The organism is Oceanisphaera arctica (assembly GCF_002936955.1).
GTDB lineage: Bacteria > Pseudomonadota > Gammaproteobacteria > Enterobacterales > Aeromonadaceae > Oceanimonas > Oceanimonas arctica.
The window spans coordinates 215714-235670 of the sequence record NZ_MPZM01000001.1 but is presented as its reverse complement, the minus strand read 5'-3'; the positions used below and the strand labels follow the sequence as shown (position 1 = coordinate 235670).

18 protein-coding genes are annotated in these 19957 nt (G+C 59.1%); 6 read left to right on the top strand and 12 right to left on the bottom strand.

Features of this window, described 5'->3' with window-relative positions; all coding sequences use genetic code 11:
• The 10 genes from UN63_RS01200 to UN63_RS01155 form a co-directional block, all read right to left on the bottom strand.
• On the bottom strand, window positions 1–628 hold a 628-nt coding region (locus UN63_RS01200), incomplete at its 3' end, for an MmgE/PrpD family protein (protein WP_181068134.1).
• A gap of 369 nt (window positions 629–997) precedes the next feature.
• On the bottom strand, window positions 998–2110 hold the full coding sequence (gene prpC, locus UN63_RS01195) for a bifunctional 2-methylcitrate synthase/citrate synthase (protein WP_104484956.1): 1113 nt from the start codon (window positions 2108–2110) through the stop codon (window positions 998–1000).
• Complete coding sequence (gene prpB, locus UN63_RS01190) at window positions 2103–3032, bottom strand: methylisocitrate lyase (protein WP_104484955.1); 930 nt, start codon at window positions 3030–3032, stop codon at window positions 2103–2105. Before prpB ends, prpC begins: the two co-directional genes overlap by 8 nt.
• Window positions 3029–3325 carry an FCD domain-containing protein gene (locus UN63_RS17420; protein WP_373294566.1) on the bottom strand — a complete coding sequence of 99 codons (297 nt, stop codon included), beginning with the start codon at window positions 3323–3325 and terminating at the stop codon, window positions 3029–3031. Before UN63_RS17420 ends, prpB begins: the two co-directional genes overlap by 4 nt.
• A gap of 213 nt (window positions 3326–3538) precedes the next feature.
• Window positions 3539–5434: a putative bifunctional diguanylate cyclase/phosphodiesterase gene (locus UN63_RS01180; protein ID WP_229793501.1), complete on the bottom strand. Its 1896-nt coding sequence runs from the start codon at window positions 5432–5434 to the stop codon at window positions 3539–3541.
• A 2-nt stretch (window positions 5435–5436) separates the two neighbouring features.
• Window positions 5437–5976, bottom strand: a complete 540-nt coding sequence (locus tag UN63_RS01175; protein WP_104484953.1) for a putative pterin-binding protein — start codon at window positions 5974–5976, stop codon at window positions 5437–5439.
• 324 nt (window positions 5977–6300) lie between these two features.
• Window positions 6301–8244, bottom strand: a complete 1944-nt coding sequence (locus UN63_RS01170; protein ID WP_104484952.1) for a bifunctional metallophosphatase/5'-nucleotidase — start codon at window positions 8242–8244, stop codon at window positions 6301–6303.
• 39 nt (window positions 8245–8283) lie between these two features.
• Entirely contained in the window at window positions 8284–9153 is an 870-nt protein-coding gene (gene purU, locus UN63_RS01165; RefSeq protein WP_104484951.1) for a formyltetrahydrofolate deformylase, read from the bottom strand.
• 86 nt (window positions 9154–9239) lie between these two features.
• Window positions 9240–9722, bottom strand: a complete 483-nt coding sequence (locus tag UN63_RS01160) for a GNAT family N-acetyltransferase (protein WP_104484950.1) — start codon at window positions 9720–9722, stop codon at window positions 9240–9242.
• Window positions 9723–9757: 35 nt separating this feature from the next.
• A complete protein-coding gene (locus UN63_RS01155; RefSeq protein ID WP_104484949.1) occupies window positions 9758–10072 on the bottom strand; it encodes a hypothetical protein in 315 nt (104 codons plus the stop codon).
• 215 nt (window positions 10073–10287) lie between these two features.
• Here UN63_RS01155 and UN63_RS01150 point away from each other — a divergent pair, with 215 nt between their 5' ends.
• From UN63_RS01150 to UN63_RS01130, 5 genes are all read left to right on the top strand, one after another.
• Complete coding sequence (locus UN63_RS01150) at window positions 10288–10932, top strand: phosphoribosyltransferase (protein WP_104484948.1); 645 nt, start codon at window positions 10288–10290, stop codon at window positions 10930–10932.
• A 508-nt stretch (window positions 10933–11440) separates the two neighbouring features.
• Window positions 11441–12694, top strand: coding sequence for a lytic murein transglycosylase (locus UN63_RS01145; protein WP_104484966.1), 1254 nt, complete (start codon window positions 11441–11443; stop codon window positions 12692–12694).
• A 198-nt stretch (window positions 12695–12892) separates the two neighbouring features.
• Window positions 12893–14281 (top strand): L-cystine transporter, encoded by a 1389-nt coding sequence (locus tag UN63_RS01140; RefSeq protein WP_104484947.1) that lies wholly within the window; start codon window positions 12893–12895, stop codon window positions 14279–14281.
• Window positions 14282–14459: 178 nt separating this feature from the next.
• Window positions 14460–15449, top strand: coding sequence for an oxygen-dependent tRNA uridine(34) hydroxylase TrhO (gene trhO, locus UN63_RS01135; protein WP_104484946.1), 990 nt, complete (start codon window positions 14460–14462; stop codon window positions 15447–15449).
• 95 nt (window positions 15450–15544) lie between these two features.
• Window positions 15545–16426, top strand: coding sequence for a DMT family transporter (locus tag UN63_RS01130; RefSeq protein WP_104484945.1), 882 nt, complete (start codon window positions 15545–15547; stop codon window positions 16424–16426).
• A 9-nt stretch (window positions 16427–16435) separates the two neighbouring features.
• Here the strand turns inward: UN63_RS01130 and rarD are convergent, their stop codons facing one another.
• Together rarD and UN63_RS01120 are read right to left on the bottom strand one after the other, a co-directional pair.
• Window positions 16436–17326 (bottom strand): EamA family transporter RarD, encoded by an 891-nt coding sequence (gene rarD / locus UN63_RS01125; RefSeq protein ID WP_104484944.1) that lies wholly within the window; start codon window positions 17324–17326, stop codon window positions 16436–16438.
• A gap of 275 nt (window positions 17327–17601) precedes the next feature.
• Window positions 17602–18846, bottom strand: a complete 1245-nt coding sequence (locus UN63_RS01120) for a benzoate/H(+) symporter BenE family transporter (RefSeq protein WP_104484943.1) — start codon at window positions 18844–18846, stop codon at window positions 17602–17604.
• 149 nt (window positions 18847–18995) lie between these two features.
• Between UN63_RS01120 and UN63_RS01115 the strand changes: the two genes are divergently transcribed.
• The gene (locus UN63_RS01115; RefSeq protein WP_104484942.1) at window positions 18996–19859 is read left to right on the top strand and encodes a hypothetical protein; all 864 of its coding nucleotides are present in this window, start codon (window positions 18996–18998) and stop codon (window positions 19857–19859) included.
• Window positions 19860–19957 lie beyond the last annotated feature (98 nt).

Genomic DNA, 19957 nt, shown 5'->3' with positions numbered 1-19957 from the left:
GCAGGGCGCAGCCGTCGACCCAGGCCTGAGACAGGGCGTCGACTATCTGCTCGCGGCTGCCGCCCAACATCCTGGTGATGACGGCGGTAGACGCCACTCGCACCAGCAACACGTGATCCAGCCCCACCCGGTTGAAGCTGTTTTCCAGCGCCAGCACGCCCTGAATTTCGTGGGCCTTGATCATGGCGGTAAGCACATCGCGCATGGTCAGCGGCGCCTTTCCCTGCGCCACCGCCACCCGGCTCAGGTAATCGGCGATGGCGAGAATGCCACCCAGGTTGTCGGACGGATGCCCCCATTCGGCAGCCAGCCAGGTGTCGTTGAAGTCCAGCCAGCGGATAATGCAGCCGATGTTGAAGGCGGCGGTCACCGGATCCAGCTCGTGAGAAGTACCGGGCACCCGGGCACCGTGCTGCACCATGGTGCCGGGCACGGTCGGACCCAGATGCTTGGTACATTCGGGAAAACGCAGCGCCAGCAGGCCACAGCCCAGAGTATCGGCCAGGCAGTGTCGGGCGGTGTTGTAGGCCTCATCCGAGGTGAACTCGGTATCGGTCACATAATCGGCGATGGTAACCAGCAGCTGATCGGGCTCGGGCCTCTGGTTCAGATCAACATTGGTGCTCATGGTGTGCTCCTTGTTATTCGGCGGCGATAAAGGCAACACCCCCACCCCGCCTCCCCCTGGCGAAAGCCTGCCGTTATACCTGTATCCCGCAGCCAAGGGGGAGGAGCAGAACGGCGGCAATGGCAGGCGCGACGTCCGTATTTACTCCTTCCCTTTGTTCTCCTTCAAGCTCCGGCATCGCCTGTTGGTGATACCAACAGCTAACTCCGGCGTCAAAAGAGGCGGCAGGGATTGCCTCAGCCGACCGTCAAATGCCAGGGATGGCATTTGCTGAGCGTCACAGGGATGTGCTCGCAGCGCGTCGGAGGAGGCAACCCTGTTGCCTCTTTATTCCGATAGCTGATTTGTATCCAAGATGCTGATATCGGCTTACCGCTTCGCTATCGGTACCCACTTCTGGGGGGCCGGGCCCACGTATTCGGCGTTGGGGCGGATGATGCGGTTGTGCGCGCGCTGCTCCATGATGTGCGCGGTCCAGCCGGTAACCCGGCTGAGCACGAAAATTGGCGTGAACAGTTTGGTCGGAATACCCATGAAGTGATAGGCGCTGGCGTGATAGAAGTCGGCGTTGGCGAACAGCTTTTTCTCGCGCCACATCACCTCCTCTACCCGCTCGGATATCGGATACAGAACTCGATCACCCGCCGCTTCACTCAGCTTTTTGGCCCAGGGTTTGATCAGCGCATTGCGCGGATCCTTCACCGTATAAACAGCATGACCGAAGCCCATGACTTTTTCCTTGCGTTCGAGCATGCCCAGCAAGGCGGCCTCTGCCTCATCCGGACCGCTCCACTGCTCTATCATCGCCATCGCCGCCTCGTTGGCGCCGCCGTGCAGCGGCCCTCGCAGGGTGCCAATGGCCGCCGTCACCGCCGAATGCAGGTCGGTCAGGGTGGAGGCACAAACCCGGCCGGCAAAGGTAGAGGCGTTGAATTCGTGCTCCGCATAGAGCACCAGCGAACAGTTCATTACCTTCACATCCAGCTCGGGCGGGGCTTCGCCACGCAACATATGCAGGAAGTGGCCGCCGAGGCTGTCGTCATCCAGGGCGGTGTCGATGCGCACGCCGTCGTGGGCGTAGCGATACCAGTAGCAGATCATCGAAGGCAACAGTGACAGCAATCGTTCGGCCGCTTCCTGCTGTTCGCTGAACTTGTGTTCGGTTTCCAGGTTGCCAAGCACAGAGCAGCCGGTGCGCAGCACGTCCATCGGGTGGGCGGAGGCCGGTATCAGTTCAAGCACTGTGCGCAGCGCCGCCGGCAGGCCGCGATTGGCCCGCAGCCGGGTCTTGAAGGCGCCCAGCTCCCCTTTGTTGGGCAGATAGCCCTTCAGCAGCAGAAAGGCCACCTCTTCAAACTGGGCGTGGGCGGCCAGGTCGGCGATGTCATATCCGCGATAGGTAAGACCGGAGCCGGTCTTACCCACGGTGCACAGTGCAGTCTGGCCGGCGGTCTGGCCGCGCAATCCTTCGGCGTTAGTCATGCTTGCCTCCTTGTTTATTACCCACAGAGCCTTTTGTTTCAACAGACGGCTTTGTTTGAACCGAGTGTTCGAACAGGGCATCCAGCTTGGCCTCGTAATCATGATAGCCGAGCGTCTGATAAAGTTGCTCCCGGGTCTGCATCTGCGTCAGCAAATCACGCTGATGGCCCTGACTCAGGATCTGGCGATAAACGGTCTCCGCCGCCAGACTCATGGCCCGAAAGGCCGACAGCGGATACAGCACCATGGCCACCCCGGCGTCGGCCAGCTCGTTCTGACTGAACAGCGGCGTTTTGCCAAATTCGGTGATATTGGCCAGCACCGGCACTTTTACTGCCTCACAGAAGCTGCGGTATTGCTCCAGGCTTTCCATCGCCTCGGGAAAGATAAAGTCGGCACCGGCGGCCACACAGGCCTGGGCCCGCTCGACGGCGCTGTTCATGCCCTCCACCGCCAGCGCATCGGTTCGCGCCATGATGGCGAAGCGAGCGTCGGTGCGGGCATCCACCGCCGCCGTGACCCGGTCCACCATTTCATCGAGCGAGACGATGGCCTTGTTGGGCCTGTGACCGCAGCGTTTCTGGGCCACCTGATCCTCGATATGAAGACCCGCCACCCCGGCCCGCTCCATCTCCCGCACGGTACGGGCAATATTGAAAGCGCCACCGAAGCCGGTATCGGCGTCCACCAGCAGCGGCAGCTCGCAGGCCGCCGTGATGCGCCGGGCATCCTCCAGAACATCGTTCAGGCTGGTGATGCCCAGATCCGGCAGCCCGAACGAGGCATTGGCCACCCCGGCGCCGGACAAATAGAGCGCCTGGTGTCCGGCCTGCTCTGCCTGCATGGCGCTGTAGGCATTGACGGCGCCGACGATGGCCAGCGGTCGCGCCCCTTGCAGCACCTCAAATAGACTGAGCTTCATGGCTGTTTCTCCTGTTGTTGGACATGTAGTGGGGCATGTAGTTGGACATCTTGCTGGACATCTTGCTGGACATATTGCTGGATAAGAAGTTGGGCCAGCAGATGACGACGGCTGCGGGCAAGATGGCGACGCATCAACAGCTCGGCCAGTTCACCATCGCCCGGGAGCACGGCATTCAGAGTCTGGCGATGTTCGAGCTGGGCGAGTCCGGGATCGGTGTGGCGGGCAGAGAGACGGTGGCGATACCTGCGCAGCAACGGATAACGCTTATCGCATAACAGGCCGACCAGCATCTGATGATGGCTGGGCCTGAGCAGCAGATAGTGAAAGTCTTCACTCGGTACAGCCATGATTTGTCGACACTTTATTGGCTCACACGCTAAAAGTAGCAGGTGATTCGCTTAATAAATTGGGATGTGTCGACAAATAGTGGAAGGTCGATCCTGATCACGCCCCTGTTTGCATTATGAAAACAGGGGCGTGTTCAGAATCGAAAAAGGCGCGGGTTAAGCCGAACGGGAACAGAGCAGCCTGTCTTGCAACAGCAAATCCATATCCTCGACCGGCATGGGCCTGGCCAGCAGATAGCCCTGGCCCAGTTCACAGCCCAGCAATTGCAGCTGCGCCTGCTGTTCGGGGAGTTCGATGCCTTCGGCAGTGACCGTCATGTCCAGACTCTCGGCCAGCGAAATAATGGTTTTGACCAGACTGACCGCACGGGGATCCGTCGCCAGGTCGGCCACAAAGGACTTGTCGATCTTGAGCTTGTTGAGCGGCAACTGGCGCAGGTGGCTGAAGGAGGAATAGCCGGTACCAAAATCATCCAGTGCTATCTCTATGCCCAGTTCACGTAGCTCCTGCAGGATATCGAGCGAGCCGGCGGTATCCCACAGGCTGGTGTCTTCGGTAATTTCCAGCACCAGGCTAGACGCATCGAGACCGCTTTGGTGCAATACCCGGCTGACGGTACCTGCCAGTTCTCCGTCCATAAAGATATTGGGACTGATATTGACATTCACCTTCAGCCAGTCGAAACCGGCCTGGTGCCAGCTGTGCAGCTGTCGACAAGCCTGTGACAGCACCCAGTCATTCAGCCGGTGCGCCAGGCCATGACTTTCGGCCACCGCGATCAACTCGAGCGGACTGACAACACCATGCTCGGCCGAGTGCCAGCGCAGCAGCGCTTCCACCGACTCGATGGCGCCGCTGTTCAACCGAAAAATCGGTTGGTAATGCAGGGCCAGCCGATCCTGTTCAATCGCCGCCTGCAAGGACACTGCCAGTTTCTGCCGGCGTAGTCGTCGCTCGTCCATGCCCGGCTCGAACATCTGCACCATGGTCTTGCGGCTGTGTTTGGCGTAATACATGGCCGTGTCCGCATGACTCAACAACTCGGGGATGGTGGTGCCGTGCTCGGGATAGAGGCTGGTGCCGATGCAAGCCTGGGGCGACAGACAGCCGTCGGGCAGTTGCACATCACGAGACAGCGACTCCAACAATCGTTTAGCCATCAGCCCGGCATCCTCGGCCTGTTCGAGCCGCTGGATGATGACGAATTCGTCGCCGCCCAACCGGGCCACCTGGCCTTGTGTGCCTATGGTGTCACTCAACCGGACAGCAATCTCCCGCAGCAGGCTGTCCCCCACTTCATGACCCAGGCTGTCGTTGATGGACTTAAAGCTGTTCAAGTCCACCATGTGAACCGCCAGACTCTGCCGCTCCCGTCGGGCACGGTTCAGGGCCTGGCCTATCAGCTGATAGAAAAACATGCGGTTGGGCAGGCCGGTGAGCATGTCGTGATAGGCCAGGTGGCGATTGCGGCGGTTTTCCCTCACCAGAAACCACAACATCAGGCCGCCACTGAACAGCAGGCCGGCCAGATACAAGCTGGAGCGCAGACGAACATCCTGGATGATATCGAGCTGTTGCCAGACCTTGTCACCGGAAAAGCTGTCGACGTTGATTTCCCGCGCCTGCTGCCGGAAGGGCGCCAGCTCCTGTCGCAGCGCCAGTATTTCGGCTCGGTCATCTGCGCGCAGCGCATAAACCCTGTCTTCCCAGTCCTCGAGCTGCCGAGAAAAGCTGTCCAGCAGCGACATCACCCCCGGCTGCTCGCGCAGCGGGCGGTTCTCTTGTCCCTGCAGCAGAGTATCGATTCGGCTCCACAGCAGCTCGAAGCGCAGCTGGACGTAGGCTTTGTCGGCGGTATGAGCCGACAGCGCCGTCAGTGCATGGTCAAACTTGAGCAATTCCGTCTCCAGCTCGGAGCTGGACCAGCCGACGGCCTTGATGGTCGCCGACACGTAACGCACCACCTCCAGATCCCGGTTGTAGCTGTACAGAGAGCTGCCGCCGAATACCAGGACGATGACGGTGAGAGCGAGCAACTTGAAGGTCTTCACCGTTAGCGCACATCCAGGCTTTTCAGCTGCCAGACCAGCAGCTCGTGAAAACGCTTGGTGTCCAGCTGCGGGTTATCCGACAGAGGTAACATCAGCCACACAGGGCCTTTATCTCGTATTTTCATCGGCTTGCCGTCCAGATGCGTCGTCAGTAAGAGGGGGAGCTCCTTCACCGTCTTCATATTGACATCATGATGGTATTCATTCAAAGCCATAATCCGCAACTGTGAACCTTCGGCCTCGACACGCTGTAACAGATCACTCAGCAGCACTCCACGAAAATGTTGTTTCTGATCCGCCCAGGGAGTCCTAGTGTTGAACTCATGCTGCGGCAAGGCCGACAGCATCTCCATATCAAACTCGGCCTTGTTGTCGGCATTGGTCACGGCAATCTTGCCGGTCACGGTCAAGACCACCCGCCCTTGTGGTACAGGCAGAGGATCGGCGGCGTACAACAGCGAGCTCCAGGCCCCCAGCAGCAGGCCAAGAGCTAAGGTCGGCAAGGAGCGGCGGCCTCGCGCTGCGGCAATGGCTGGCTTCATGATTCGACTCCCAAAACAGACTCAATAAAGTATGTAAACATAGCAGATTTCTTGATAACAATTTTTAATATCAATGCGATGACGGCGAGTCTGACAGGATTGAAAATCGATGTCGAGCCCGAGATAAGGCTCACCCTGCAAGCCCGACCGCCCCTTGATTCCACTTGAATCCAACTTCGTTTTCCAGGATCTGCCGGGCAAGAGGAAAGCACCGCCGCCTCGACACGGAAGTTCAGATCCAAACAGATCTCAGTATTCCCTCATCGATGAAAAAAGCGCGGTGCTCATTAACGAACAAGCCCGGTCATGCCGGGCTTGTTGTACTTACAAACGGTTGAGCGTGATCCCGCTTTCGGGCAATGCCGTCAGTACCGGCCTGCGCTCTCGTACATAATCGATAAAAGCCCGGGCATCGGTGTTGCAGGCAACCCCTGCCGTTTTGCAGTTCAGTGGCTGGTTGATGTAGTGCACCTCGATGGCGCCCTGCACGTTTTTACTCAGCCGGGCCACCGGAAACCCGGTCAGCTTGCCATTGACGAACGCCAGATCCAGCCGGTCGGTGAACGCCTGTTGTGAATCAAACAGCGTATTCCAACCATCGTTGCCGGACGCATGGTAGCCGGTCAGTGCCACCTGATAGCGGGTATCCGGTTCAATTCGCTGCCACTGGCCGTTATCCAGGTATTCGATACGGTTGAGATAACCCCGCCCCCGGCTGGTTTCGTTAAAGGTATAACGCAGCCCGGCTCCGTAGGGGAACCTGCCGGTATGAGCGGCCGACGGTAAAGAAGCGTTAATGGTTTCCAGCAACAATCCCGTCACCTGGCGGCCGGTAAGCGACACCAGACTGACGGGGTTGGCGAAGGGCAACAGCTCCAGGCCGACATTGCCTTCTTTAAGCGCGCCCGGCTCCAGGCTGTTGCGCACCGAGCCGGCGGCTACCAGGGCAAAGTCGGCGCGGCGGCCGGTCACCGCCTGTACTTCCGGGGTATTGACCCAATACAGCTGGCTCGCCGCCACCAGGGGGGCCACCCGAGAGCCACTGCCTTCGACCGGCAGCCGCACATGCTTTAGCAGCAAAGGCACATGACCTACCACGTCGCCGTAGGCTTTGGTCAGCGCCGGGAGATACACTTTATCGATGTGCGCACGCAGCGCCGGGTCTTCCGCCACCATTTTGATATTGGGCTCGGCCTCGATGGCGGCTGCCACTCGCTGCTGTTGCGCCTCGTTCAACCTATGGTTATCCCCCCGACGAATATCACGGTAGAAGACGTTATCCGACAACAGGGTGTTGCCCCCCTCACAGCGGCTGACCCGTCCATCGAGGGTAAAGGTGACATTAACCTGCCCCATGGTCTGGGCAAACTGGCCGGCCTGCACCACACAGGTGGTGCCGATCCCGTCCGGATTATTGAATTGGCGGGCATAGGGTCCGCCGTCACCCCAGCCGAGGTTGCTGAAGTCACCGAGCAGACTGTGAGAATGGCCGCCGACGATCACGTCGATGCCGTTGACCTTCTGGGCCAGGCGCTGATCTCGCTCCAGCCCCAGGTGGGTCACCGCGACTATGTATTTCACGCCCTGCTCGCGCAGAGCCCTGACGGTACGCTGAGCGCTGTCGACTTCCCGCTCGAAACGCAGCATGCCGACATTAGGGGCTATGTTTGCCATGTCTTCCAGCACCAGCCCCATCACCGCCACAACAGGGCGTTTGCCTGCGTCCTCGACGCTCTCGACCCGTTTCTTTTTATTGCCGTCAAAGGCATAGAGGACATAGGGCTTGAGGTTGTCCAGGCCGTTCAGGTCCGGATCCTGGCTGGCATCCAGGTTGGCGGCCAGCACCGGAAAGTTGACGCTCTGAATAAAGGCAGACAGCCGACCGTTATCGAGATCAAGTTCATGATTACCCAGCGCCATGGCGTCCAGCTGCATGCGACTCAGCACATCGGCGTTCATCGCGCCCCGGTTGAGTTTGAAATAGCCGGTACCCTGCCAGGCGTCTCCGCCGTGTACAAACAGCAGCGGTTGATCGTCCCGTGCCGCCTGCTGGCGCAGTGCATTGACATACCCCAGCAGGCGGGGGTGCCCGCCAAGACGGGTAAACACCGCCTGATTGCCCAGCGTCACGCGTGCGTCGGTCGGGTCAAAATGCGAATGGGTGTCGTTGATATGGGCCAGGGTCAGGGTAAAAGGCTGTTCCGGCTGCTTGCTGGCACAGCCTGCCAGGGCCAGCGCCATCAGCCCGGCCAATAGGGTTTTGTTCATCTGTGAATAAGCTCCGCTGTTTATTAGGGTCTGTAAAGCTCAGTTGGTAAAGACCACCGTCTTGCCGTTATGCAGGAAGACCCGACGCTCGATATGATATTGCACCGCTCTGGCCAGGGTAATGCACTCGATATCCCGCCCCCTTGCGGTTAACTGTTCCGGATAATGGCTGTGATCCACCACCTCCACCCCCTGGGTAATAATGGGGCCCTCATCCAGATCGTTATTGATGTAGTGCGCCGTGGCCCCTACCAGCTTGACGCCTTTGTCGTAGGCCTGATGATAAGGTCGCTCGCCCCTGAAGCCGGGCAGCAAAGAGTGATGAATATTGATGGCCTTGCCGGTCAGGGCGGCGCACAGCTCAGGGCTCAGCACCTGCATGTAACGCGCCAGCACCACCAGATCGGCTTCGCATTCATTGATGACGCCAAGTACCTGCTCTTCCTGCTCGGCCCTGTTGTCGTCGCTCACCGGCAGATGATAGAAAGGAATATGATGCCAGTCGGCCAGCCGCTGCAGATCCGGGTGGTTGGAAATGATGGCCGGAATTTCGATGGCCAGCTGACCGGTGCGATAACGATAGAGCAAGTCGTTCAGGCAATGATCGAGCCGGGAGACCATGATCACCACATTGGGGCGTACTTCGGCGGCGACCAGCTCCCATTGCATCCCGAATTGTGCGGCCCTGGGCTGCAAGCCATGCCGAAAACCCGCTTCGTCAAAGGGGGCCGTCCGGGGCGGACGAAATTCCACTCGAATGAAGAAGTGCCCACTCAGCACATCGTCGAAGGTCTGCATTTCCACCACATAGCAACCCTGCTCGCACAGGTAGCGCGTTATCACGTCCACTGTGCCCAGGCTACCCGGACAGTTGGCGGTCAGATAATAGGTGTCTTTCGGCTTGGCCATTGGTGATCTCCTACCCCGGAATAAATGAAGTCTCCCCTCGGCGGGGGGCCGCTATTCTGCGGCAAACGCCTGGCTGACGCCAGTGTTCAGGTGGTCTGCGAGGGCAATGATTTTTCCATGACAAAGCGGGTAAATTGCTGGCCCGCCTTCTCTACCAGTTCTTGTTCTATCAGGCGGTATCCGCGCTGTTCAAATACGGGTCGCGACAGCAGGCTGGCATCGGTGCGCAAACAGACCACACCACGACGACCGGACTCTTGCTCTATGTCATCACACAGGCGGCCGGCCAGGCCACGCCCGGCATGGCCGGCCAGCACATACAACAGTGCCAGATGGTTATCGGGGTGCAGGGTGGCAAAGGCCACCGGTATCTGGTTGCACGCCATGACCCGGGTATAGCCGGTCTGTACCAGGGTTCTGAAGTCGGTCGAGTACAAATAGGGGAATGACGCCCATAACGACACCTGTTCATCGCTGTAGCCTCGCCGCCCCTGCTCCATCACCGCATCGTGATAGATCAACTCCAGACTACTGAGGTCGGTTTCTTTAAAATCTCTAATCAGATACATAGCAGCTCCGATAGAATATCCGTCTGACGGTCTCGTTAGCTTTCAGTAACGCTACCGGGCTTGTCCAGGCACTGCAATCGTAACTCGCGCCGTCTCGCGGCAAAGGCCAGGCCACCACCGCCAATACCGACCATAAGGCCAAAGATCCAGGCAGGCTCCGGCCCCCACAGCATGACGCCGGAACCCGACATCAACAGCACAAAGCCCATTAGCTTGGCACGGGTGGCCCGCCCGTTCACCGCCAGTGTCACCTTGCAATGCGGGCAGGCAAACCGAATATCCAACCCCTTGACCTGCCGCTCGGTGATTTGGGCGGCAGCGATGATATTTTCACAGCTCGGACACTTCACACCCTTTCCTCTATTTGAATAGCCATTCAGACTTGGCAGGGGACTGCCAGCCATCACTAGAACCATGCCCCCGTCACACTGCCGATCCCGCCAGGGCCGAACGCCGGCTCTTGAAGGGCGATGATACCAAAGGTCAGCGCCACTATCTGCCGGATAAATCTACTTTTATGGTGTTTTGCTATGGTTAGATCACGACTCTGAGCAGGAGTACGAACTTGTCGTCTTTTACAAACCGACGCGCCGCCGGCCAGGCTCTGGCCAGGCTGGTGCTGCATTATCGCGACGAGCCCGATTTGCAGGTATTGGGCCTGCCCCGCGGCGGGGTACCGGTGGCCTTTGAAGTAGCGAAGGCTCTGGGTGCGCCGCTCGATGTGCTGCTGGTGCGCAAGCTCGGCTACCCCGGTCACCCGGAGCTGGCCATGGGCGCCATCGCCTCGGGCAATATCATGATTCTCAATCCTTCCATCACCGCGATCGGCGGTATCAGGCAGCCCGAGATAGATGCCGTGATCCGGCACGAGCGGGCGGAATTGCAACGCCGGGAGCTCGCCTACCGGGGCCAGGCCGCGCCTCTTGCATTGGCCGGCGCCCATGTGCTGTTGGTGGATGATGGCCTGGCCACCGGCGCCACCATGGAAGCCGCGATACGGGCGGTCCGCAAGCAGGGAGCGGCGCATATAGGCGCGGCGGTGCCGGTCGGCTCGACCGAGGCGGCCGCACGGATTAACGCCCTGGCAGACGAGCTTACCGCCCTGATCGTGAGTGACGATTTCGGCTCGGTCGGCCAGTTCTACGATGACTTCGGCCAGACCGTCGATAGTGAGGTCTGCGAGCTGCTGGCCAAGGCCGCCGGCCGTTAATACCAATCCCAGTAATGATATGGTCATATTGAGGCCCCAGAACAGAGGCAACAGTGCCGCCTCCCTCGACACGCTACGAGTACATCCCTGTAAGCTCGGAAATGCCATCTGACCGCCAGGGAGGGCGGGAATGCCGGAACGGCAGGAGCATTTTCCGGCCCTGGCATTTCACGGTCGTGGGAGGCCATCTCTGTTGCCTCTTCTCAAGCACCGAGTTGTCTGTAGACGACGCCAACAGGCAACTCCCTGGCATCAGGGAGGATAAAGGGATCTGCTCCGCCGACCATCACATGACAGGGATATCATGTGCTGAGCGCCACAGGGAGGTGCTTGAGCGGGTCGGCGGAGCGGGCCCTTTGTCCGAGATGGGTATGAATATCAAACCGATCGATTGTTTAAGTACATGGTATCAAGCAGCGGCAAAATATCTGGGAGCTCTTTCATTTTTATGGGCTTGGGATATGCTGCCAATCACGCTGCACATAACAACGCCAACAGACGGGAAAACATGTTTACACGACACTACATCGGTGCGCTGGTGATCGGTGCCACCCTTAGCGGCTGTGCCGGTCAGGCCAGTACCGCACCACAGACCAAGGCCCTTCCTCCGCAATCGACCTCCACCCAAATAAGCCAGGCCGAGCTGGCGGATTTTGCCGCCTGGCGCAATGATTTTCGCCGCCGAGCCCTGGCCAAGGGCATCAAGCCTGCGGTGTTCGATAGCGCCTTCAAGGACGTATCACTCAGCCCGCAGGTCATCAAGCTGGACGGTGGCCAGGCCGAGTTTACCCGCCAGATCTGGGATTATCTGGACACCGCCACCTCCGCGACCCGCGTCAGCACCGGTCGCCAGAAATGGGAAAAACTCAGACCTACGCTCAAGGCCATCGAAAGTCGCTACGGTGTAGACGCCAAGGTGGTGATGTCCGTCTGGGGCATGGAAACCAACTACGGCTCCTATCGTGGCAACACCAGTACCATAGAGGGATTAGCTACCCTGGCCTTCGAAGGTCGGCGTCGCACCTTTGCCGAAGCACAGCTGATCGCGGCATTACAGATATTGCAGGCGGGTGATGTCAGCTCCGAAAAAATGCGCGGCTCCTGGGCCGGCGCCATGGGCCATACCCAGTTTATGCCTACCAGCTATCTGGAATACGCACAGGACTTTACCGGCGATGGCAAACGGGATATCTGGTCTGAAGACCCCACCGATGCCCTCGCCTCTACCGCAGCTTATCTGGCTCGCTTCGGCTGGCAGCAAGGCGCCCCCTGGGGGGTTGAGGTGTCGCTGCCAGACGGCTTTGATTATTCCACCGCCGACCAGGGCAACCTCAAACCGGTGGCCTACTGGCGCAGTCAGGGCATCACCACCGTTAACGGACAGACGCTGCCCGACCATGGCGAGGCCGCCATACTGGTGCCTGCCGGTGCCCACGGCCCGGCCTTCGCCATCTTCAGCAACTTCAAGGTGATCCGCCGCTACAACAACGCCACCTCCTACGCCATGGCGGTAGGACATCTGGGCGACAAACTGGCCGGTGGTGGTGAATTCCGCTCCCCCTGGCCCCGAGATGAACGCGCCCTGAGCCGGGCGGAAAAAGAAGAATTGCAGCGCAGGCTGACCGCCAGGGGCTTCGATACCCGAGGAACCGACGGCGTGATTGGCCCCAACACCATCAGTGCCATCCGGGCTTATCAGCAGTCGCTCAAGCAAGTGGCTGACGGCTATGCCAGCGCGACACTGCTGAAACAACTGCGTTAATTGCGTCGGCAGGGCTCATCATAGGGCCCTGCCTATTTTTTATTGTTTATATTTAACGCAACTGTATGCTTTAACAGCAATTTATTGCCGCTAAACACCCAATTATTCATAACTCATAACCAAATCGATTAACGATCAAGTCGGATCTGCTGCTAGCATCGCCCGCAATCGATATTATTTACTGTTCACGGAGTCACCATGCTGATTGTGTTATTCAATCTGGCAGTTTTTTTATTGCTGATGCTGCTGCTGGGTAAACTGTCCCGTCGCGGCCAATCCCTCTCCCGCCAGGTGCTGACCGGTCTGCTGTTCGGTGTGGCCGCCGGCTTTATCATGCAGACCCTGTATGACACCAACACCATCGCCCGCACCCTGGAATGGGTCAACGTGGTCGGCAGCGGTTATGTTCGCCTGTTGCAGATGATAGTGATACCGCTGGTACTGGTGTCCATTCTCGGCGCCGTGTCCCGGCTGCACAACGCCACCTCGCTCGGCAAGATCAGCGTGCTGACTCTGGGTGTGCTGCTGTTTACCACCGCCATCTCCGCCCTGGTAGGTGTATTTGTCACCCACACCGCCGGCCTCAATGCCGCCGATCTGGTGCAGGGCGCCCGCGAGCTGGCCCGAGCCGAACAGCTGGAAGCTCAGGTAGCCAGCGTGGCCAACCTGTCGGTACCGCAACTGCTGGTGTCCTTTATTCCGCGTAATCCCTTCGCCGACATGACTGGCGCCAGCCCCACCGCCATCATCGGTGTGGTGGTGTTCGCCGTCTTCCTGGGTCTTGCCACCCTGTCGCTGCTGAAAGACGAGCCCGAGCTGGGTCGCCGGGTTATCGGCGGCATCGAAGCGCTGCAGGCACTGGTGATGCGTCTGGTTCGTCTGGTGATGAAGCTGACCCCTTACGGTGTGATGGCGCTGATGACCAAGGTCATCGCCGGCTCCAACCTGCAGGACGTGGTCAGCCTGGGCGGCTTTTTGCTGGCTTCTTATGTGGCCATCGCCATCATGTTTGCGGTACACGGCCTGCTGCTGACCTTTGTCGGTGTGAACGCCAAGCGCTTCTTCACCAAGGTGTGGCCGGTACTGGCGTTCGCCTTTACCAGCCGTTCCAGCGCCGCCACCATACCGCTGAACGTGCAGGCCCAGACCCGCAAGCTGGGCGTGCCGGAAAGCATCGCCAACTTCTCTGCCTCTTTCGGCGCCACCATAGGCCAGAACGGCTGTGCCGGTATCTACCCGGCCATGCTGGCGGTGATGATAGCCCCCACCATGGGCATCGATGTGCTGGATCCGCTGTGGCTGGCTACTCTGGTCGGGGTCATTACCCTCGCCTCCTTCGGTGTGGCCGGTGTGGGTGGTGGCGCTACCTTCGCCGCCCTGATAGTACTGCCTATCATGGGCATGCCGGTGGCCCTGGCCGCCTTGCTTATCTCCATCGAGCCGCTGATCGACATGGCGCGCACCGCACTCAACGTCAACGGCGCCATGACCGCCGGCACCATCAGCAGCAAGCTGCTGGGCCAGACCGACGAAGCGGTATTCAACCGGGATGAAGAAACCGACACAGCAGTACCCGCCATCGGTTAAGCTCAACCTTACCCATATAAACGGCGCCTGCGGGCGCCGTTTTTGTGCCAGCTCCGTCACCTACAGGTGCAGGCACGGCCAAAAATTTGCTATCATGCGCGCCCTGTAGCGTCATGCTCTGCGAGTGTGGCCACGAATATTTGCTTGATACAGCGCACGGCCGGCGCTGGAGGAAACCATGTCTCAGTTTGTTGTTTGTGCCCTCTATAAATTCGTTACCCTCGACAACCACGAAGCGCTGCGCGAGCCGCTGCAGAGCATGATGGAGTCCGAACAGATCCGCGGCACCCTGCTGCTGGCGGCCGAGGGCATCAACGGCACCGTGGCCGGCTCCCGCGCCGCCATCGACCGGCTCAAGGTCTGGTTCGATGCCGACGCCCGTTTCAAGGGTATCGATTACAAGGAATCCCTCAGCGAAGAGCAGCCCTTCTACCGCACCAAGGTAAAACTGAAGAAGGAAATCGTGACCCTGGGTGTGGAAGGCATCGATCCCAAGCGAGTGGTGGGCACCTATGTGGCACCCAAAGACTGGAATGCTCTGATCTCGGATCCGGACGTGGTGCTGGTGGATACCCGCAACGACTATGAAGTGGATATCGGTACCTTCAAGGGTGCACTCAATCCCAATACCGAGAGCTTTCGCGAGTTTCCCGAGTACGTCAAAAACAATCTGGATGCCAACAAGCATAAAAAAGTCGCCATGTTTTGCACCGGCGGCATTCGCTGTGAAAAAAGCACTGCCTATCTCAAGGAACAGGGCTTCGACGAAGTCTACCACCTGCACGGCGGCATTCTGAAATATCTGGAAGAAGTGCCGGAGCAGGAATCCCTGTGGCAGGGCGAGTGCTTCGTGTTCGACAATCGCGTCACCGTGGATCACCAGCTACAGCCGGGTCAGTATCAGCTTTGCTCTGCCTGCCGGGCACCGCTGTCGCCAGAAGATCTGCAACATGCCCATTATCAGCATGGCGTGAGCTGCGCTCATTGTCATGATCAGCAAACGCCGGAACAACAACGCCGTTACGCCGAACGCGAGCACCAGCTGCAACTGGCCAGGGCCCGTGGCGAAGCCCATATCGGCAGCGATGCGGTAGCCAATGCCGAGCAACGCCGGGCCGAGAAGCAGGCGCGCAAGCTAGAGCAGCAACAAAAGAATAAAACAGCGTGAGGGGTGAGGGGTGAGGTGAAAAACACCAGAGCCTGAAGGTCTGGCCCGAACTCCTCACTCCTCACGCCTTACACCTCACATCTTTTGGTAACCTGATGCTCTGGATCCCCTTTACCCTGTTCGCCGCCCTGATGCAGGCCTGGCGCAATGCCTTTCAGAAACAACTGAGCCAGAGCCTTGGCGCCACCAGCGTGACCCTGGCGCGCTTTATTCTGGCCGGACCCATTGCCGCCACCTACCTGTGGCTCTTGTATCGCTGGCAGCCCCAGCAACCCCTGCCCGACTTTTCTGCGCCCTTTGCCGGTTACATAGTGGGTGCGGCGCTCAGCCAGATCCTGGCCACCACCCTGATGGTGCGGCTGTTTCAGTTGCGTAACTATGCGGTGGGAGTGGGGCTGGCCAAGAGCGAGGCCATTCTGGCGGCGGCATTGGGGGTATTCTTTTTCAGTGCGCCCCTCACCGCGCTCGGCTGGTTTGGCGTGCTGCTGGGCGGCATGGCGGTCTGGTTGCTGAGCGGCCTGCACAGAGCGGCCGGGTCGGTGTCGCCGATGACGTTGTTGCTGGGCCTCGGCAGCGGCCTGGCCTTTGCGCTAACCTCGCTGTGGGTGCGGGAAGCCAGCCTCTTGCTTGAATTATCTTTTCCCTTCTCCGCCGCCTGGGTCTTGCTGCTGGTGATCGGTCTGCAAACCCTGTTGCTGGTGGGTTGGCTGGGCTTGCGCGATCCGGCCAGCCTGCTTGGTCTGGTTCGCCGGCCCGGCCTGACCGGGTTGGTCAGCCTCACCAGTTGCCTGGGTTCCATCGGCTGGTTCAGCGCCATGAGCCTGGAAAGCGTGGCCCTGGTCAAAACCCTGGGCCAGATCGAGGTGCTGTTTACCCTGCTGATTTCAGCCTGGTACTTCAAAGACAAACTGGCCCGCCACGATCATCTCGGGCTGGGCCTTATCGTGGTTGCGGCCATCTGCGTGATGTGGGCGTAACTGACGGCGTCAATCGAAGGGATAGCGCCGAAATGCCAGCAGCTTGCGAAACCCTTCCAACACCAGTAGCCCCACCGCTATCCAGATGGCGATGTAGGTTGGCCACTCCTCGGCCGATATGCTCTCGCCCAGCACCAGCGATACCACCACCAGCAGTATCGGCTCCACATAACCGAGCAGGCCGAACAGGCTGAACGGCAGGCGGCGACTGGCCAGAATGTAGCTGACCAATGCCAGGGCGCTGATCATGCCCAGCCCCAGCACCAGCAGGGATAACAGGGGCCGCTGGCCAAAGGCGGCAAAGGGCGCATCAACCGAGAACACGAACCAGGCCGCGACGGGGATCATCAACAGCATGTCACACCAGAGGCCGCCGAGGTTGTCGGTACCCAGCCAGCGGCGCCAGACAAAATACAGCGGATAGCCAATGGCCACTACCAGGGTTTCCCAGGAAATACCGCCCGCCTGCCACAGCTCGTTGGCCACACCAATAGCGGCACAGACCACTGCCATCCACTGCAGCCGGGTCGGCCGTTCCTGATAGAGAAAACGGCCGATCAATACCAGCACCAACGGCATCATGAAGTAGCCGAGCGACACGGGCAGCCCCCGCCCGTTGATGGGCGCCCACATGAAAATCCACAGCTGCACGCCCACCAGGGCGGAGGACAAGGGCAACCCTATCCATAATACCGGGCGGCTTTTAAGCTGAGCAAACAGAGTGATCACCAGTCGCCAGTAGCCGCTATAGAGTAGAAACAGACCGACACAGGGCATGGTCAGCAACATGCGCCAACCGAACACGACTTCGCCGCTCAACGGCGTCATCAGGCTGGCGTAATAGTACAGCAGCGCAAACAACACCGACGAAAATACCGAAAGCGCAACACCCTGGGCCACTCTGATTCTCCTCTTTATTTAACTTGATGGTCAATTTTGCGGGCAGCTTAACAGTTTCGAGGTGAAATTTTGAGCTGAGTATCAAAATAAAAGAAGAAAATGTACCGGGTATTACGCTGACAAATAGCAGAGAGAACTGTTTACTCCGTAATTTATGGTGATATCCGCAGCCAACACACTTATTGACAGACTGCCAATCTGGCTACTCATCATTTGTAAGTGGTTGAACTACCTTCCCATCAGGCTGGTGATGGAACTACTACTGCTGGAAGGCATCAGGCATCGGTCGGGTCTCCGCCATCGGGTGCCTTGGGCAATTCCGTCAAGCGTGAGTCGCCCCGTCTGGCCCTGGCCGGCAGCCGATAGACCTTGTGCAACACCAGGTAGGTCAGGCCGCCCAGCACCACGCCCCAGAACGCCGAGCCCAACCCCCAGAAGCTCATGCCCGAGGCGGTTACCAGGAAGGTCACCATAGCGGCTTCCCGATGTTCCGCGTCATTGACGGCCCCTATCACATTGCTGGTGATGGCGCCGATAAGAGCCAGCCCGGCCAGTATCGCCACAAACTCTTTCGGCAGGGCGGTAAACAGCAGTATGATGCTGCCGCCAAAGCAGCCACCCAACAGATAAAACAGGCCGTTGGCCATGCCCGCCACATAACGTTTATCTGCGTTTTCATGGGCCTCCTTGCCGGTGCACAGGGCGGCGGTAATGGCGGCAATGACGATGGTGATACCGCCAAACATCGCCATCACCATGGACATGATGCCGGTGACAAGAATGATCGGTTTGGCCTTGGTGTGATAGCCCGAGCTGCGCAGAATCGCCATTCCTGGCAGAAACTGCCCGGTAATGCTCACCAGCACCAGCGGTATGGCCAGGCTCAGGGTGGTATGCCAGCTCCATTCGGGACGGATAAACACCGGCTCGGCCAGGCTGAGTTCGAGCCCGCTCAAATCAATCCCTTCCAGGCCCATGGTCAATGCCATCCCGACCAGCATCACCAGTATCATGCAATAGCGGGGACACAGGCGTTTCAGTACCAGGTAGGCGGCAATCATCATAAAGGTCAGGGCAGGCATGGACTCCACCGCCTGAAAGGCCCCCACCCCGAACTGAAACAAAATCCCCGCCATCATACCGCAGGCAATGCCCTTGGGGATCGACCTCATCAATGTATCGAAACAGCCGGTGATGCCTATAAGAAAAATAATGAATCCGGCGGTGATATAGGCCCCCACCGCCTGATTGAGACTGAGTTCGGGAAACATGCTGATCAACAACGCCGAGCCGGGCACGGACCAGGCGGTTACCACAGGTACCTTCAGCCACCAGCTCAACAGTATGCCCGACACCGCCGCACCGATCGAAATGGCCCATACCCAGGACACCATCATTTCATGGGAGACATTGGCGCTCTGGGCCACCTGAAAAAAAATAATCAACGGCCCCGAATAGGAAATCAGCACCGCCAGGAAGCCGGCAGTCACCGCCGATACCGACCAGTCCTTGAAAATCATGATGCAGCTCCGAATAGCGTCGATAAGAAAGAAGAAAAGACGGCCATTCTATTGCCAAACAGTGCGTGAATGACACACTGTGTGCGTCAAACAGCACTGTATCTGCGTCGCGCCAACTTTGTTGAACGAAAGCAACGAAAGGACACCCATTGCGTCTCATCCCGTTACTGCCGAGTTTGTTATTACTGTCCGGCTGCGTGGCCGCTCAGGGGCCCCGGCTCGAACTGGTGCCGGTGGCCGGCTTTCCGTCCCGGCTGGCGGAAACCTCCGGGCTGGCCCGCTGGCAACAGGGCTTTGTCAGCCATAACGACAGCGGGAACGATGCCGATTTGTTTGTGCTCGACGGCGAAGGAAATATCACCGCCCAGAGTGCCATCGCCGCCGGTAACCGGGACTGGGAAGACATCGCCGTACGCGGCAACACCCTCTACCTGGCGGATACCGGCAACAACGGCGGCTGGCGCCGAGATTTGCACATTCTGCCACTGACGGCAGAGGCCGAGCACTTCTCACCCCAAGCGCCCATTCCCGTCCGTTACGCCGAGCAACATAACTTTCAGCCTCCCCTATATCAGCACAACTTCGACGCCGAGGCGCTGACCTGGGTAGAGGATGAGCTGTGGCTGCTGACCAAGCGCTGGCTGGATCAGCAGACGGCCATCTACAAGGTGCGGCCGACTGCCGAGAACACCTCGCTGGTGGAGCAGCAGCGGCTGAACACCGATATGCTGGTCACCGGGGCCGATTACGATGCAAAGACCCGAACGCTGCTACTGGTCGGCTACAGCCGTAACTGGTTTAACCGCCGCGCCTGGCTATGGCTATATCCGATACGGGATGGCCGGGTCATCGAGGCCGACGGACGGCGCTGGATGCTGGGCCAGAATGGCCAGTTTGAAGGTATTGCCCTGGGTCGGGATGGCCTTGTCTATTTCACCCGTGAAGGCAGCGACATCAACCTGTTTCGCAGCCTGCTACTGCTGGAGAGTCTGCTGATCGACAAATCGCGCTGAAAAACCCCGCCCCTCGGCCTTATCAGGCCCAGTAAAAACGGGCTCATGACTGTCGGTACGGATGCGTATCGCGTCATGACGCCAGATCTCCCGGTCAC